We start from the raw sequence: 13297 nt of genomic DNA, 5'->3' as shown, positions 1-13297 counted from the left end.
CCCCAGCATCTCGTACCTAGGTTCTTAACCAACTCACTTCCCTCTTTAGGAGAAAATCATGGCAACCGTTGCTGTCACCGATGCCACTTTTGACGCCGAAGTCAAAAATTCCTCTATCCCAGTCGTCGTCGATTTCTGGGCGGAATGGTGTGGCCCATGTAAACAAATTGGCCCAGCTCTCGAAGAGCTGTCTTCCGAGATGGAAGGCAAGGTCAAGATCGCCAAAGTCGATGTCGACAGCAACCCGAACGCAGCTGCGTCCATGGGCGTTCGCGGCATTCCGGCGCTGTTCATCTTTAAGGACGGTCAGGTGATTTCGAACCGCGCGGGCGCGGCCCCTAAAGCGGCGCTGCAAAGCTGGATCGAAGACTCGATCTAAGCAGATCTGACAGATTTCTTGGAAAGGCGCTCCATTGGGGCGCTTTTTTCGTTAGAGCGGCCAGCCGAATTTACGCAGACGAGCTCGGATCTTGTCGTCGGCGTTCTTGCGACGCAGGTTGATCGAATGTCGCTGCCAGAACCACCAAACATAGGCGGCATAGTCGGGGCGGTGTTCGGCGATCTGGTCAAAGGCCATGTCAGAAGACATCCGAGACACATCCAACGCGATGTGATGAAAATCGATCTTTCCAAAAAGCACCGACGGTTTGGCAAAGAAATTCGCCATGAACGCGACGGACGAATTCTGGGTCACGATGAAATCGCAGGTCTTGGCGATCTCATACGACGGACGGGTCGAGAGGTTCACATTTGAAAATTGGCCCGCGAGATCCTCAAGTGCTCGGGTTTCTTGCCCCGTATAAACCTCGCGAGGATGCAGGGTCACATGGATGGGTCGGTCAGGGAAATGCGACGCTGTTTTGGCGATCATATCGACCGGGCTGCAGGTCTGAAAAACGCGGTGGCGCGTCAGTTTTCCCTGCAAGGGGATCAGGATTGACCCATCGCGCTGGGTTTGGGTCGCTGCGTCTCCGAACAATCGCGCGCGCCAATCGGCATAGAATTTCGCAGCGCGATCCGGATTGACACGCGAAGGGTCAAACTCTGCCTGTGCGACCTCCCAAAGCCAACGCTTTTTCTCGACTTCGATACGATGGAATGAGGGGTGATAGGCCTCGCGAATCGTGACGGATCGTTCGGCATTTGCGGGTTCCATGCTAAAGATGGAATAGCCTTCATAGCTGCTGCGGGCGGTCTTGTTGTCGTGCAGCTCGACGTCAAACCCGTCTTCGCGCAGCACATTCATAAGTCGCGAAATGTATCGATCCTGACCCGCGCGCACCTTCTTGATCCGAGGTGGGGGTAAATAGAACCGTGTGATGCGCGGCGCGGGCATAAGTGTTCAGCCGATGTAAACCTATATCAAGCCAAACATAGACCGCCCCTGCCAAAGAAAAAACCGCCTGACGGGGTCAGACGGCTTTTTGGGGAGGGTACTTTAGGGTGCGGGATTAGAAATCGCCGCGGGACAGACCGATGTCATCCAGCTGAGCGTCGCTCAGGCTGGAAAGTACACGCAGGTCATTGCGTTTTTCGTTCCATGCGACGACAGCCGCGACTGCGGTGCCTACAAAAGAAAAGAGAGAGCCAGCTGCCTTGAAAGGCGCTTGTGCGGTCAGAGCGATAGTTGCCATTTCAGTATTCCTTTGAATGGGACAGCCGACCTTGTGTCGGTTGTTGTGCGCAAATAACAGGCAGTTTGAGAACTTTACAAATGCCAGTTCGACAGCCCCGGTTTGCGCGCGCTGCATAGCTTGTCGTTGGGGAAGAGATTCGGGGATTCTACGCAATTTTGCCCGCGGGCTTGTGTCTTTTTGGGGGGCGTCCCATATATGAACACCGAATGCAGGAGGCCACTATGGCAGAGGACAGTTTCCCCGGTTGGCATGGAACAACCATCATTGGCGTCAAAAAGGGCGGCGAGGTCGTGATTGCTGGCGACGGGCAAGTCAGCCTTGGCCAAACCGTCATCAAAGGCACCGCGCGCAAAGTGCGTCGGCTTAAGCCCGGTGGACATGAGGTTGTGGTTGGGTTTGCGGGATCCACAGCGGACGCGTTTACTTTGTTGGAACGGCTGGAAGCGAAACTCGAAGCAACGCCAGGCCAATTGGCGCGGGCTTCGGTCGAGCTCGCCAAGGACTGGCGCACCGACAAATACCTGCAAAAGCTCGAAGCCATGTTGATCGTGACGGATGGCAGCGATCTTTTAGTGATCACCGGGGCAGGGGACGTTCTGGAGCCCGAGCATGACGTGACCGCGATCGGCTCTGGCGGCAACTTTGCGCTGGCGGCGGCGCGCGGCATGATGGACAGCGACAAGGATGCCGAAACTATCGCACGCGATGCGATGGCAATTGCCGCCGACATCTGCGTTTACACGAATGGCCGGCTGACGGTCGAAACGATCTCGGCGTAAGGTAAAGGAACCACCATGACCGACCTAACCCCCCGCGAGATTGTCTCGGAGCTGGACCGTTTCATTATCGGCCAAAAGGACGCGAAACGTGCTGTTGCTGTCGCGCTGCGCAACCGCTGGCGGCGCAAGCAGCTGTCTGACGATCTGCGCGACGAAGTTTATCCTAAGAATATCCTCATGATCGGCCCCACTGGTGTCGGCAAAACAGAGATTTCCCGGCGTCTGGCGAAACTTGCGAAGGCTCCGTTTCTGAAGGTTGAGGCGACGAAATTCACCGAGGTCGGCTATGTCGGCCGTGACGTGGAACAGATCGTGCGCGATCTGGTGGATGCGGCGATCTTGCAGACTCGCGAACACATGCGAGAAGAGGTCAAGGCGAATGCGCGCTCCGCCGCCGAGGAGCGGGTGATCACTGCGATTGCTGGTGAGGACGCGCGCGAAGGCACCCGCGAGATGTTCCGCAAGAAACTCCTGGCCGGAGAGCTCGATGACACAGTGATCGAGCTTGAGGTCGCCGATACCTCAAACCCCATGGGTGGCATGTTCGATATTCCCGGCCAGCCCGGCAGCCAGATGGGCATGATGAACCTTGGCGATATCTTTGGCAAAGCCATGGGCGGGCGCACCACGCGCAAAAAGCTGACTGTGGCGGAAAGCTATGAGGTTCTGATCGGCGAAGAAGCGGACAAGCTTTTGGATGACGAGACTGTCACCAAGAACGCGCTGAGTTCGGTTGAGGAAAACGGCATCGTATTCCTGGACGAGATCGACAAGGTCTGCGCGCGTTCCGATGCGCGGGGTGGCGACGTCAGCCGCGAAGGGGTGCAACGTGATCTGCTGCCCTTGATCGAAGGCACCACGGTGTCCACAAAGCACGGTCCAGTGAAAACCGACCACATCCTCTTCATCGCGTCCGGTGCGTTTCATATCGCGAAGCCTTCTGACCTCTTGCCGGAACTTCAAGGTCGTCTGCCGATCCGCGTCGAGCTGCGCGCGCTGACCGAGGATGACTTCGTGCGCATCCTGACCGAAACCGACAACGCCCTGACCCGCCAATACACCGCTCTGATGGCGACCGAAGAGGTTACGGTCACGTTTACCGATGAGGGCATCGCCGAGCTGGCGAAGATCGCGGCGGATGTGAACCAATCGGTCGAAAACATCGGTGCGCGGCGGCTTTATACCGTCATGGAACGTGTGTTCGAGGAACTGTCCTTCAACGCACCGGACCAGGGCGGCCAGGAAATCACCGTCGACGCGGCTTTCGTTGAAAAGAACCTCGGCGAGCTCACGAAATCCGCGGATGTTTCCCGCTACGTTCTGTAGACCATGGGCTTTGCCCGTTTCCTGATCGACAATGCGCGCTGGCTGGCGGCTGGCGCGCTTTTGACGTTTATGTCGGGGTTCGGGCAGACTTTTTTCATCTCGATTTTCGCTGGTGAAATCCGCGCCGAGTTTGGCCTCAGCCACGGCGAATGGGGCGCAATTTATGCCATGGGGACCACGGCCTCGGCGGTCGTGATGGTCTGGGCTGGGGCGCTGGCAGATCGGTTTCGCGCGCGGACTTTGGGAACGATCATCCTGATCGGCTCTGTCATCGCTTGCCTCTTTATGGCCGCCAACCCCTATGCGGCTTTGCTGCCCCTCGCCATCTTTGCCCTTAGGTTCACCGGCCAAGGCATGTCGAGCCACCTTGGCATCGTGATCATGAGCCGGTGGTTTTCCAAGATGCGCGGGCGGGCGATTGCCATTGCGTCATTCGGGTTTTCAACAGCCGAGATCATCCTACCGATCAGTTTCGTCCTGTTGATGGGCTGGCTCGATTGGCGACTTCTGTGGGTGGCCGCTGCGGTCATGGCGGCGCTCGGGATCCCCGCGCTTCGCCAGCTTTTGAAATCCGAACGCAGCCCCAATGAGCTGGCAGAAACAACCGTCACACTTGGCCTTGATCAGCGCCATTGGACCCGTGGGGAAACCCTGAAACACTGGGTTTTCTGGCTCATGTTCCCCGCGATTGTCGGCCAGTCGGCCTTTGGCACGGCGTTTTTCTTTCATCAGGTGCATTTCGCCGAGGTCAAAGCCCTGTCGCATCTGTCGCTTGTCGCAAGCTTTCCGTTTTTCACCGCAGTGACCGTCGCTTCAATGACCTGTTTCGGCTGGGCGCTGGATCGCTTTGGTGTGACGCGGATCTTGCCCTTCTATGAACTCCCAATCGCGCTGGCCTTCATTTGCTTTGCATTGGCCTCGGGGCTGCCGATGATCTGGCTGGGTCTCTTGTTCTTTGGCGTCACGGCAGGGGCCTCAACCACGCTCGTTCCCGCCTTTTGGGCCGAGGTCTATGGCACCAAACATATCGGCGCGATCAAGGCTTTGGCGGCGGCGGCCATGGTGTTTGGATCGGCGGTTGGGCCGGGGCTGACGGGTGGGTTGATCGACCTTGGGATCGGTCTTGAAGCCCAGTACCTCGGCATTGCGGTGTTTTTTGCCTGTGTCACGGCAGCGCTTTATGTCGGAATACGAAAGTTGCGTGACCAAATCCAAAGCTCGGTTGATCCCGCGTGACGCAATCCACATAGTGGCCCTGCCCTTTAGGAGAGTGCCATGCGCCCGTCAGCCCTTTTGATTTCGTCTATCTTACTGCTTGGCGCCTGCGCAGATCGCGCGACGCTTCATGTCCTGCCTGAGGCCAAAGAGGTCGGTACGATCCATGAGATCTATGTGGCAACCAACCGTGGGCGGCGCGCTGAGGACGGTGCATTTGATGAAAGCCGGTCTGAAACAACAAGCTTTCTGAAAGCGCAGGTCTCTGTTCCGCCGAGTCATGAAGCGGGCAGAACCCAGACAAACGCGCGTAACCCAAATCCAGAGCGGGATTTTGTAATCGCGGCGCAGACGGAACTGAGATCGAAACCCACCTTCCAAAGCGAACTGCGGAAATCTCTTGCGTCTCACCCTTCTGCAGATCGCGATGTGACGCTTTTTGTGCACGGCTATAACACCAGCTATTCCGAAGGCCTGTTCCGCCTGGCGCAAGTCGATCACGACATGCAACCACCCGGCGTATCCGTGTTGTTTTCCTGGCCGAGTGCCGCGCAGATTGTGGGCTATGCCAATGACCACGACAGTATGATTTTCAGCCGGGATGCTCTGCAAGATACGTTGTTTTCGGTAAGCCAAGTCGCCCCAAAACGCACGCTCTTGGTAGCGCACTCCATGGGCGCCATGCTGACGATGGAGACCTTGCGTCAGATTGAAATCGAACGCCCGGGTTGGTCTAAACGCAACCTACAAGGCGTCGTACTGATCTCGCCTGACATTGATATCGACGTCTTCCACAGCCAGCTCGCGCGGATCCCGAACCTGCCGCAACCCTTTGTTGTGTTTGTCTCGCAACGCGACCGCGCGTTGGAGATTTCAGAGCTGGTCAACGGCCGCCCTCAACGTCTGGGCCGAGAAAGCGACATTGAGCAGTTGCGGGATTACCCGATCCTCGTGATTGATGTGACCGAGTTTAGCAATGGACGCGGAGGGGATCATTTCACCGTCGGATCATCCGCTGAGTTGATGGAGTTTCTGAGCGACCCGCAGCTTGAACAGGCAATCAATTCGCAGGTCTTTGGCAACACTGAGCTGCGCGCGAGTGGGCAGTTGCTGGGGTCTACTCTGAAGCGGGCGGAAAACGCGGTTCAATGGATCTTGTTCCCGCAGCGGGCGTCGGATTAACGCACGCGTCTGAGGTAGACGTAGTAAGCGCCAGACCCACCGTGCTTTTGATGCGCCTCGGTCACTTGCAAAACGATTGGGCCCAAAGGCGCCATCTTCAGCCACTGCGGCACCTGATGCTTCAAAACGCCAAAGCGCACGGGGATCGGGCCTCCGTCATCGCGCGCTTTTCCTTTGCCTGTGATTACCAGAACCAGCCGCATGCCTTCTGCGTAGGATCGCATCACGAAGCCAGTGAGGGCAGGGTGGGCCTGATCCAAAGTCATCCCGTGCAAGTCGATGCGCGCTTCGGGATAGAGGCGACCACGTTTCAGGCGTTGAAAGGCTTTTTGGTCCATACGGACCGGTTCCTCGGCCAGACGCTCGGACAGGGTTGGGGCGAGGTTGTTTCCAGGCGTCGCACCGCGGGACTTCGCGCCGATCTTGAACTTTGATAAAGACGCTTGGGCCTCGGGTTTTGAGACCTCGATGCGTTTTGGCAGGGCTGTCTTTGGCGCGAAGTTGGGCGGCAGATCATGCAGAGGATCTGCGGTCTTTGCCACTTTCTGCCAAAGGTCCTGTTCGTCTTTGCTGAGTTTGCGTTTGGTCACATCACCGTCTCGGGCAACAACGCATAAGCGCGCTGAATCGGCAGCAGTACTATCATCCGCCCCGGATCACGCAAGCGTCCTGCGGCCTGGCCTGCCGCCTCGCCGGTGCCGAAAAAGATATCCGCCCGTTGCGCGCCTTTGATCGCGGATCCGGTGTCCTGCGCGATAAAGAGCTGATTGATCGGATCGGCACCACGCTTTTCGATCCAAACCGGCGCGCCGAGTTTCACATAGCGCGGGTCCACAGCAGCAGACCGGAGTTTTGTCAGGGGGCGGTTCATCGCACCCAGCGGTCCCTTTTCGGCGGGCACATTGCGGATCACACGGAAAAACACATAACCCGGATTGTGACGCAATAGTTCTTCTCCGGCGGCACCATTGCGACGCACCCAATTGCCAATGACTTTGGCTGAGACCTGATGCGGCTGGTAAATCCCCCGCCGCACCAATTCCGCGCCAACCGAGCGATAGCGGAACCCGTTTGAGGCGCGATATCCCAGACGGATGTAGCTGCCATCCTGCAAACGGATGCGCCCTGACCCTTGGATCTGGGTGAAAAACAAGGCGGTCGGATCATCCACCCAAGCAATCTCGAGGCCACGGTTTTTCATGATGTCCGTGGTTTCGATCTCGCGCCGGGATTTCCAGAGCGTGCCTTCCCGCACCTCAGGGGGCTTGCGATAGACCGGATAGCGGAAACGCGCGGTTTGCACGCGCGACCCATTCATTTCCGGTTCAAAATATCCAGTGAACAGAGCCGCGCGTTTGTCGGAAATCTCCACCGGACGAAACAAGAGCTCAAAGAAAAGCGTCGCATCCCCAAAACTCGGCGCAATGGCGCAGAGCGTGCGCCAGTCCTGGTCCTTAAGGTCTGGACAGGTCTCCATAAAGGCAGAAAGGGCGGCGCGATGATCGTCTGCCGCCCACCCGTTCAGGTCGTCAAAATCCAGAATTTGATAGTCCGTTTCAGCCTGTGCGGGGCGCGGATCACCAGCGCCCCAAAGCACAACCCCAAGCCACGCGGCAAGGGTTACTCGGATGTAGCGACCAGCTGCCAATTTGGATCATCCGAGCCCATGCTGCGCGCAAAGGTCCAGACGTCCTTTTGTTTCTTGCTTTGCTTTTCGTCGCCTTCAACGATCTCGCCGGCCTCATTGCGGACGGCGTAGACCAGTTCACCCACAAAACGCACAGTGACTTCGGCCATTCGCGAGGCGTCATCAAAAGTTGCATCCACCAGAGTGGTCTCGCGCACGCCGATGAATTGCGCATCGACAGTCAGGCCCTGATCTTCGCGGGCGGCGATCACGCTGAGGAAGGCCTCATAAACCTCTTCAGAGATGAACGGCTTGATCTGATCAATGTCGCCGTTTTCAAAGCCCATGAGGATCATCTCATAAGCACCCTTCGCGCCGCCAAGGAAATCGCTCACGCCAAAGCTTGGCTCGGCGGCCTTCATGCTCGCGAGGGCTTTGGCCGCATCGCTGTCCTCTGGGACGTGATCGACGATATCAAGATCCGGCCCGCCTTCGATCACTTCGAAATCAGGGGTGCGACGCGCAGCAGGCGCCGACATTTCGCGTGGCGGCTCATAGCCATCACGTGTGCCCAGCACGTTGCGCAGGCGCAGGATCAAAAAGATGGCAATGCCTGCTAGCACCAAAAGCTGGATAATCGGCGAATTCATGCGGTCCTCATGTAGACTATTTAAACTGTGTCCTAGGGGACTTATGTAGGTCAGGTGGGCAATCAAGTCCACCTTAGCCGAAACCGCCAAGGAGTGGATGAAAATGTGGTTGTTTGTGGCCTTTTTGGCCGTTCCGTTGGTCGAGATCGCGCTTTTCGTGCAAGTCGGCGGGGCCATTGGACTTTTTCCAACTTTGGCGATCGTGATTATCACGGCGATTCTGGGCACATATCTGGTGCGCGCGCAGGGATTCGCAGCACTTGCAAACCTGCGTCAGAGCTTTTCACAACTGAGTGATCCGACGGAACATCTGGCCCATGGGGCGATGATCCTCTTTGCTGGCGCCTTGCTTTTGACGCCCGGGTTTTTCACCGATGCGGTGGGTTTTGCCCTGTTGATGCCGCCCGTGCGGCTGGCGATCATCAATTACGCCAAGACCCGCGCGCATGTGCAGGGGTTTCAGACCATGGGCGACGGTAATTCCATGCATTTCCGGGCGCGCACCGGCAAGGATGACGTGATTGACGGCGAATTCATGGATATGGACGTGGATGTCGACACAGACTCTGGCAAAAAACCAACGCATCCGCCTTCTGGCTGGACCAAGCATTGAGGGTCCCTCGCGGACCTGCTAAGCCTCCGCGCAAGTTTTAACAGTGGAGACGAATATGGCAGAGACCGAAGGCGCAGCCGCGCCACAGGCGCCGCAAGTCAAGATGAACGTGCTGGGTCAGTTCATCCGCGACATTTCTTTTGAAAACATCCTCGCTCAAAAGGGTGTGACGGGTGAAGTTCAGCCTGACATTCAGGTGCAGGTGACTTTGGACGCGAAGAAGCGTCCGACCGAGCATCAGTTCGACATCAGCATGAAGCTGAACATCACCTCGAAGGCGAAAGAGGGCGATGATGTCTTTTTCGTGCTGGAACTGGATTATGTCGGCATCTTCCAAGTTGAAGGCGTACCACAGGAACAGCTACATCCGTTCCTGTTGATCGAATGCCCACGTCAGATTTTCCCATTCGTGCGCCGGATCGTGTCCGACATCACGCGCGACGGTGGCTTCCCGCCGCTGAACCTAGATCAAATCGACTTTGTTGCGCTTTATCGTCAGCAATTGGCGGCGGCACAGGCGGCGGCTGGCGAGAAGAAGCTCGACGCTTAAGCAATTGGCGGGCGTTCCTGATCGGAGCGCCCTCTATGATGTCTTTGAGACGATGTCTTTCAAAGACATCGACGTCGGAAATTTTCAAAATTTCCGGGTTCCGCGCGTCAGGACAGTTTCGCCCAGAGCGCATCTTCTCCCATCTTTTCAACGAATTGACTGTGCGCGGCACGCTCTTCGTCTGTGATCCGAGACGGTAAGGGAGTGCTGCGCGGTTGCGGCCGCCAGTCGTCTGCTGCGGGGCCTGTTCCACCTGCGCCAGCCACATTTGACAGAGCGAAATCCGGCTGACGCCCGCCGATCAGCTCTAGATAAACTTCGGCGAGAATTTCGGAGTCCAAAAGCGCGCCGTGCAAAGTCCGGTTGCTGTTGTCGATACCAAAACGACGGCACAAAGCGTCCAATGACGCCGGAGAGCCCGGGAATTTTTTGCGCGCAATCGCCAGCGTATCGACCGCCCGTTCCCACGGCAGTTGCGGCAGATTCATCCATTTTAGTTCCGCGTTCAGGAACTTCATGTCGAAGGCGGCATTGTGGATCACGAGCTTCGCGTCGCCGACAAAATCCAGAAAGCTCTGGCCCACTTTGGCAAAGACCGGCTTGTCGCGCAGCAAGACCTGTCCAGGTTCCGGATCTCGCGGCGGTTCCAGCAGGTCCGGGCCAATGCCATGCACGCCAAAAGCCTCTTCGGGCATCATCCGTTCGGGATTGATATAGACGTGATAGGTCTCGCCCGTCGGCATATGGTTATTCAGCTCAACACAGCCGATTTCCACGATGCGATCACCAGATTCGGGGTCAAATCCGGTGGTTTCCGTATCCAATACGATTTCACGCATCATTTAGGCCTTTTCTGATGGTGCTTAGGATCATGTCCACCTGCGATTTGGCGTGATCCAAAGTGTCGGTGATCACAACGTAATCGGCACGGGCGCATTTGTCATCGTTGGGCATTTGCTTTGCGCGGATTGCCTCAAATGTCTCTTTGGTCATAGTGCCACGCGCCAAAACCCGCGCTTCCTGGACGTCAGGCGGCACGGAAACGCAGACAACCGCGTCCATTGTCCCTTCTGATCCGGTTTCAAACAGCAATGGAATATCCAAAACTGTTACATCCGCGTTGCTCTGCGCAATGAAATCTGCCCGGTCCTGAGCCACCAACGGGTGCACGATCTTTTCCAGAGCGCTCAGAACGGTGGAATCCTCTGAAATCAGGGACTTTAGCACATCGCGAGACACAGCGCCGTCCTGCACGGCCGACGGGAACAAATCTGCCAAAGGCGCAACAGCCGCGCCACCCTTGGAATATAACCGATGCACTGCCGCATCCGCATCCCAGACCGCGCAACCCAGATCAGCAAAGATCTTGGCCGTGGTGGATTTCCCCATACCGATGGAGCCGGTCAATCCCAGTTTAAAAGTCATCTCAGCATCACTCGGCGCACGTCATCCGTCACTTCGGGACGCGGGCCGAACCAACGCTCAAAACCGGGAACCGCCTGATGCAGCAACATGCCCAAACCATCGACGGTCGTGCATCCTTTTGCCTGTGCGGTTTCCAGGAAGTTTGTCATCAAAGGCGTGTAAACCAAATCGGTCACCACAGCATCCGCGTTCAATCCATCCAAAGGCACCCGCAATTCGGGTTTACCGATCATACCCAACGAGGTCGTGTTCACAACGGTCGCCCCGTCTTCCATGACATTGCCGGCCTGCACCCACTCGATCACCTTGATGCGCGCGCCGAAATCATCGCGCAATTGCTCTGCGCGGGCGCGGGTTCTGTTGGACAGCAGAATTTCAGGAACACCAACGTCCAAAAGCGAGGCCAAAACCGCCCGCGCGGCACCACCTGCGCCCAGAACAACAGCCGCGCCTGCGGTTGGATCCCAATCAGGTGCACCATTCCTGAGGTTTTGAATAAACCCGTAACCATCTGTATTATCGGCAAGAATTTTTCCATCCTCGAGGAAAATCAGCGTATTTGCCGCCCCGATCAATGTCGCGCGGTCGGTCACTTGATCCGCAATTTCCAAGGCGCGTTCTTTGTGAGGAATGGTCACATTCGCGCCGACATACCCCATCTTGGGCATCATACGCAGAACGGCCTCGAGGTTTTCTGGCGCCACATCGATCGGCACATAATGCCCCTCAAGCCCATGTTCCTTCAGCCAGTACCCGTGCAGTTTCGGGGATTTGGAATGGGCGATCGGATGACCGATTACGCCGGCCAGTGGGATCTTTGGATCACTCATTTGGGCAGATCTCCTCTGAGAGTCAGGAAGGACAAAAGTTCCAATAGCGGCAAGCCAAGCACGTTGAAATAATCGCCATCCACCCGCGCAAACAAACGGATGCCTTCTTCTTCCAATTTATAGCCTCCGACCGAATACTGAACAGAGTCCCAGTTGCGCGCGAGATATCCGTCCAGATGGGCCTCAGAAAAGTCCCGCATGAACAATCTTACCTGACCAATATGCCGCCAGATCGGCTTGCCGTCCTCGCAAATCACCGCGGCCGAATAAAGCGTATGTCGTTTATTCCGCAGGGCAAGAAGCTGTGCACGGGCCTCATCAACGGACGCGGGTTTAGACAAGAGCCGCCCCTCGAGATCAAGCACCTGATCGCAGCCCACAACCAAAGCCCCCGGCGATTTCGCACTGCCGCGCAAAGCCTTTGCTTCGGCCAAAGCATCCGAGATATCCCGTGGTGTGTGACCTTCGGCAATGAGACTTTGCTTGATAAGCTCTTCATCCACACGGGCGGGTTTTACGTCAAAAGATACGCCCGCATTGCGCAAAAGCTGCGCGCGGATCTCGGAAGATGAAGCAAGGATCAAACTTTGGGTCATGTGGGTAACTTGGTGCAAAAACCGTGCAAGTCTGCGTGTATTCTTTGTTGAGGAGTCAGTGACAGATAAAGCATCCCCGCGATAGAGGATATTTCGGGGGTGATATTCCAATCTTCTCCGCGCTGGATATGGATAACTGTCTATATGTGAAAACCGGGCGACTGCAATTTTTATACAAGGAATTATCCACACGGCCACATTTCTGCCACAATTCATAAGCTATTGAATTTATGAGTTTAATTGTGGATTCTAATGGTTTCCCCGTGAGAATTCCAATTTGAGATGCTTTTTATACCCCTGTGGGTAAGGTCCGTAAAACTCGATAATCCACAGAAAATTGTCGCACTACCAAATCATCTTTCTTTCTATATATATTTATTATTATTGAGAGTGATCAGAGCAGGCCCCAAGACATGTCCGATATCCTGGCTATTTCCTATCCTTGGATCAAAGCCTTTCACATTATGTCTGTGATCGCCTGGATGGCGGGTCTTTTCTATTTGCCGCGTCTCTATGTGTATCACGTGGAGCGGGCTAAGAAGGGGGATCAACTTGATGAGACTTTCCAGATCATGGAGTACAAGCTCCTGAAAGTGATCATAGGGCCTGCAAGCGGGGCTGTATGGCTCTTTGGTCTTCTTTTGGCGCTTACCCCGGGGATCGTGGATTGGAGCGCTGTGTGGCCCTATACGAAGCTTGTCGGTATTCTTGGAATGACCTGGTTTCACCATTGGCTGATGGCCCGGCGCAAAGACTTTGAGAAGGGCGAAAATAAGCTGACTGGTCGTCAGTACCGCATGATGAACGAAGTGCCGACCTTGCTGATGGTGTTGATCGTGCTCTCTGTGGTGGTGAAATTCTGACGCG

Annotated in this window: 17 protein-coding genes; 8 read left to right on the top strand and 9 right to left on the bottom strand. The window is 56.2% G+C overall.

The window, feature by feature from the left end; all coding sequences use genetic code 11:
• Nucleotides 1-58: 58 nt before the first annotated feature.
• Entirely contained in the window at nucleotides 59-379 is a 321-nt protein-coding gene (gene trxA, locus HZ995_RS06280) for a thioredoxin (protein ID WP_209357803.1), read from the top strand.
• Between the two features lie 51 nt (nucleotides 380-430).
• Here the strand turns inward: trxA and HZ995_RS06275 are convergent, their stop codons facing one another.
• Nucleotides 431-1336: a hypothetical protein gene (locus tag HZ995_RS06275; protein ID WP_209357802.1), complete on the bottom strand. Its 906-nt coding sequence runs from the start codon at nucleotides 1334-1336 to the stop codon at nucleotides 431-433.
• Between the two features lie 115 nt (nucleotides 1337-1451).
• Nucleotides 1452-1634 (bottom strand): DUF1127 domain-containing protein, encoded by a 183-nt coding sequence (locus tag HZ995_RS06270; protein ID WP_209357801.1) that lies wholly within the window; start codon nucleotides 1632-1634, stop codon nucleotides 1452-1454.
• Between the two features lie 224 nt (nucleotides 1635-1858).
• Between HZ995_RS06270 and hslV the strand changes: the two genes are divergently transcribed.
• Genes hslV through HZ995_RS06250 form a run of 4 tightly spaced genes read left to right on the top strand, consistent with a single transcriptional unit; the run spans nucleotide 1859 to nucleotide 6139 of the window.
• Nucleotides 1859-2416, top strand: a complete 558-nt coding sequence (hslV, locus tag HZ995_RS06265; protein WP_209357800.1) for an ATP-dependent protease subunit HslV — start codon at nucleotides 1859-1861, stop codon at nucleotides 2414-2416.
• 15 nt (nucleotides 2417-2431) lie between these two features.
• Nucleotides 2432-3742 (top strand): ATP-dependent protease ATPase subunit HslU, encoded by a 1311-nt coding sequence (hslU, locus tag HZ995_RS06260; protein WP_209357799.1) that lies wholly within the window; start codon nucleotides 2432-2434, stop codon nucleotides 3740-3742.
• A gap of 3 nt (nucleotides 3743-3745) precedes the next feature.
• The gene (locus tag HZ995_RS06255; RefSeq protein WP_209357798.1) at nucleotides 3746-4978 is read left to right on the top strand and encodes an MFS transporter; all 1233 of its coding nucleotides are present in this window, start codon (nucleotides 3746-3748) and stop codon (nucleotides 4976-4978) included.
• Between the two features lie 39 nt (nucleotides 4979-5017).
• On the top strand, nucleotides 5018-6139 hold the full coding sequence (locus HZ995_RS06250) for an alpha/beta hydrolase (protein WP_209357797.1): 1122 nt from the start codon (nucleotides 5018-5020) through the stop codon (nucleotides 6137-6139).
• Here HZ995_RS06250 and HZ995_RS06245 read toward each other — a convergent pair.
• Genes HZ995_RS06245 through HZ995_RS06235 form a run of 3 tightly spaced genes read right to left on the bottom strand, consistent with a single transcriptional unit; the run spans nucleotide 6136 to nucleotide 8416 of the window.
• Nucleotides 6136-6729, bottom strand: coding sequence for a Smr/MutS family protein (locus HZ995_RS06245; RefSeq protein ID WP_209357796.1), 594 nt, complete (start codon nucleotides 6727-6729; stop codon nucleotides 6136-6138). The two genes, HZ995_RS06250 and HZ995_RS06245, sit on opposite strands and share 4 nt — an antisense overlap.
• Complete coding sequence (gene mltA / locus HZ995_RS06240) at nucleotides 6726-7736, bottom strand: murein transglycosylase A (protein ID WP_245168797.1); 1011 nt, start codon at nucleotides 7734-7736, stop codon at nucleotides 6726-6728. Before mltA ends, HZ995_RS06245 begins: the two co-directional genes overlap by 4 nt.
• 23 nt (nucleotides 7737-7759) lie before the next feature.
• A complete protein-coding gene (locus HZ995_RS06235) occupies nucleotides 7760-8416 on the bottom strand; it encodes a Tim44/TimA family putative adaptor protein (RefSeq protein ID WP_209357795.1) in 657 nt (218 codons plus the stop codon).
• A gap of 103 nt (nucleotides 8417-8519) precedes the next feature.
• Here HZ995_RS06235 and HZ995_RS06230 point away from each other — a divergent pair, with 103 nt between their 5' ends.
• Together HZ995_RS06230 and secB are read left to right on the top strand one after the other, a co-directional pair.
• Complete coding sequence (locus HZ995_RS06230) at nucleotides 8520-9029, top strand: FxsA family protein (protein WP_209358178.1); 510 nt, start codon at nucleotides 8520-8522, stop codon at nucleotides 9027-9029.
• 55 nt (nucleotides 9030-9084) lie between these two features.
• On the top strand, nucleotides 9085-9579 hold the full coding sequence (gene secB / locus HZ995_RS06225) for a protein-export chaperone SecB (RefSeq protein WP_209357794.1): 495 nt from the start codon (nucleotides 9085-9087) through the stop codon (nucleotides 9577-9579).
• Nucleotides 9580-9686: 107 nt separating this feature from the next.
• On the opposite strand, the gene dnaQ is transcribed toward secB, so the two are convergent.
• The 4 genes from dnaQ to HZ995_RS06205 are packed head-to-tail and all read right to left on the bottom strand — an operon-like array spanning nucleotide 9687 to nucleotide 12430.
• A complete protein-coding gene (gene dnaQ / locus HZ995_RS06220; RefSeq protein WP_209358177.1) occupies nucleotides 9687-10418 on the bottom strand; it encodes a DNA polymerase III subunit epsilon in 732 nt (243 codons plus the stop codon).
• Nucleotides 10411-11004 carry a dephospho-CoA kinase gene (gene coaE, locus HZ995_RS06215; RefSeq protein ID WP_209357793.1) on the bottom strand — a complete coding sequence of 198 codons (594 nt, stop codon included), beginning with the start codon at nucleotides 11002-11004 and terminating at the stop codon, nucleotides 10411-10413. Before coaE ends, dnaQ begins: the two co-directional genes overlap by 8 nt.
• Entirely contained in the window at nucleotides 11001-11834 is an 834-nt protein-coding gene (locus HZ995_RS06210; protein ID WP_209357792.1) for a shikimate dehydrogenase, read from the bottom strand. The genes coaE and HZ995_RS06210 overlap by 4 nt, the downstream gene beginning before the upstream one ends.
• Nucleotides 11831-12430, bottom strand: coding sequence for a Maf family protein (locus HZ995_RS06205; protein ID WP_209357791.1), 600 nt, complete (start codon nucleotides 12428-12430; stop codon nucleotides 11831-11833). The genes HZ995_RS06210 and HZ995_RS06205 overlap by 4 nt, the downstream gene beginning before the upstream one ends.
• A gap of 413 nt (nucleotides 12431-12843) precedes the next feature.
• Between HZ995_RS06205 and hemJ the strand changes: the two genes are divergently transcribed.
• Complete coding sequence (gene hemJ / locus HZ995_RS06200; protein ID WP_209357790.1) at nucleotides 12844-13293, top strand: protoporphyrinogen oxidase HemJ; 450 nt, start codon at nucleotides 12844-12846, stop codon at nucleotides 13291-13293.
• Nucleotides 13294-13297: the final 4 nt, after the last annotated feature.

This window comes from Cognatishimia activa (genome assembly GCF_017798205.1).
In the GTDB taxonomy this organism is placed as follows: Bacteria; Pseudomonadota; Alphaproteobacteria; order Rhodobacterales; family Rhodobacteraceae; genus Cognatishimia; species Cognatishimia activa_A.
Note: the sequence above shows the minus strand (reverse complement) of the source record. Positions and strands in the feature narration are given on the sequence as shown.

Coding starts and splice junctions, on each gene's coding strand:
- trxA (WP_209357803.1), top strand. CDS start 59: ATGGCAACCGTTGCTGTCACCGATGCCACTTTTGACGCCGAAGTCAAA.
- HZ995_RS06275 (WP_209357802.1), bottom strand. CDS start 1,336: ATGCCCGCGCCGCGCATCACACGGTTCTATTTACCCCCACCTCGGATC.
- HZ995_RS06270 (WP_209357801.1), bottom strand. CDS start 1,634: ATGGCAACTATCGCTCTGACCGCACAAGCGCCTTTCAAGGCAGCTGGC.
- hslV (WP_209357800.1), top strand. CDS start 1,859: ATGGCAGAGGACAGTTTCCCCGGTTGGCATGGAACAACCATCATTGGC.
- hslU (WP_209357799.1), top strand. CDS start 2,432: ATGACCGACCTAACCCCCCGCGAGATTGTCTCGGAGCTGGACCGTTTC.
- HZ995_RS06255 (WP_209357798.1), top strand. CDS start 3,746: ATGGGCTTTGCCCGTTTCCTGATCGACAATGCGCGCTGGCTGGCGGCT.
- HZ995_RS06250 (WP_209357797.1), top strand. CDS start 5,018: ATGCGCCCGTCAGCCCTTTTGATTTCGTCTATCTTACTGCTTGGCGCC.
- HZ995_RS06235 (WP_209357795.1), bottom strand. CDS start 8,416: ATGAATTCGCCGATTATCCAGCTTTTGGTGCTAGCAGGCATTGCCATC.
- HZ995_RS06230 (WP_209358178.1), top strand. CDS start 8,520: ATGTGGTTGTTTGTGGCCTTTTTGGCCGTTCCGTTGGTCGAGATCGCG.
- secB (WP_209357794.1), top strand. CDS start 9,085: ATGGCAGAGACCGAAGGCGCAGCCGCGCCACAGGCGCCGCAAGTCAAG.
- dnaQ (WP_209358177.1), bottom strand. CDS start 10,418: ATGCGTGAAATCGTATTGGATACGGAAACCACCGGATTTGACCCCGAA.
- coaE (WP_209357793.1), bottom strand. CDS start 11,004: ATGACTTTTAAACTGGGATTGACCGGCTCCATCGGTATGGGGAAATCC.
- HZ995_RS06210 (WP_209357792.1), bottom strand. CDS start 11,834: ATGAGTGATCCAAAGATCCCACTGGCCGGCGTAATCGGTCATCCGATC.
- HZ995_RS06205 (WP_209357791.1), bottom strand. CDS start 12,430: ATGACCCAAAGTTTGATCCTTGCTTCATCTTCCGAGATCCGCGCGCAG.
- hemJ (WP_209357790.1), top strand. CDS start 12,844: ATGTCCGATATCCTGGCTATTTCCTATCCTTGGATCAAAGCCTTTCAC.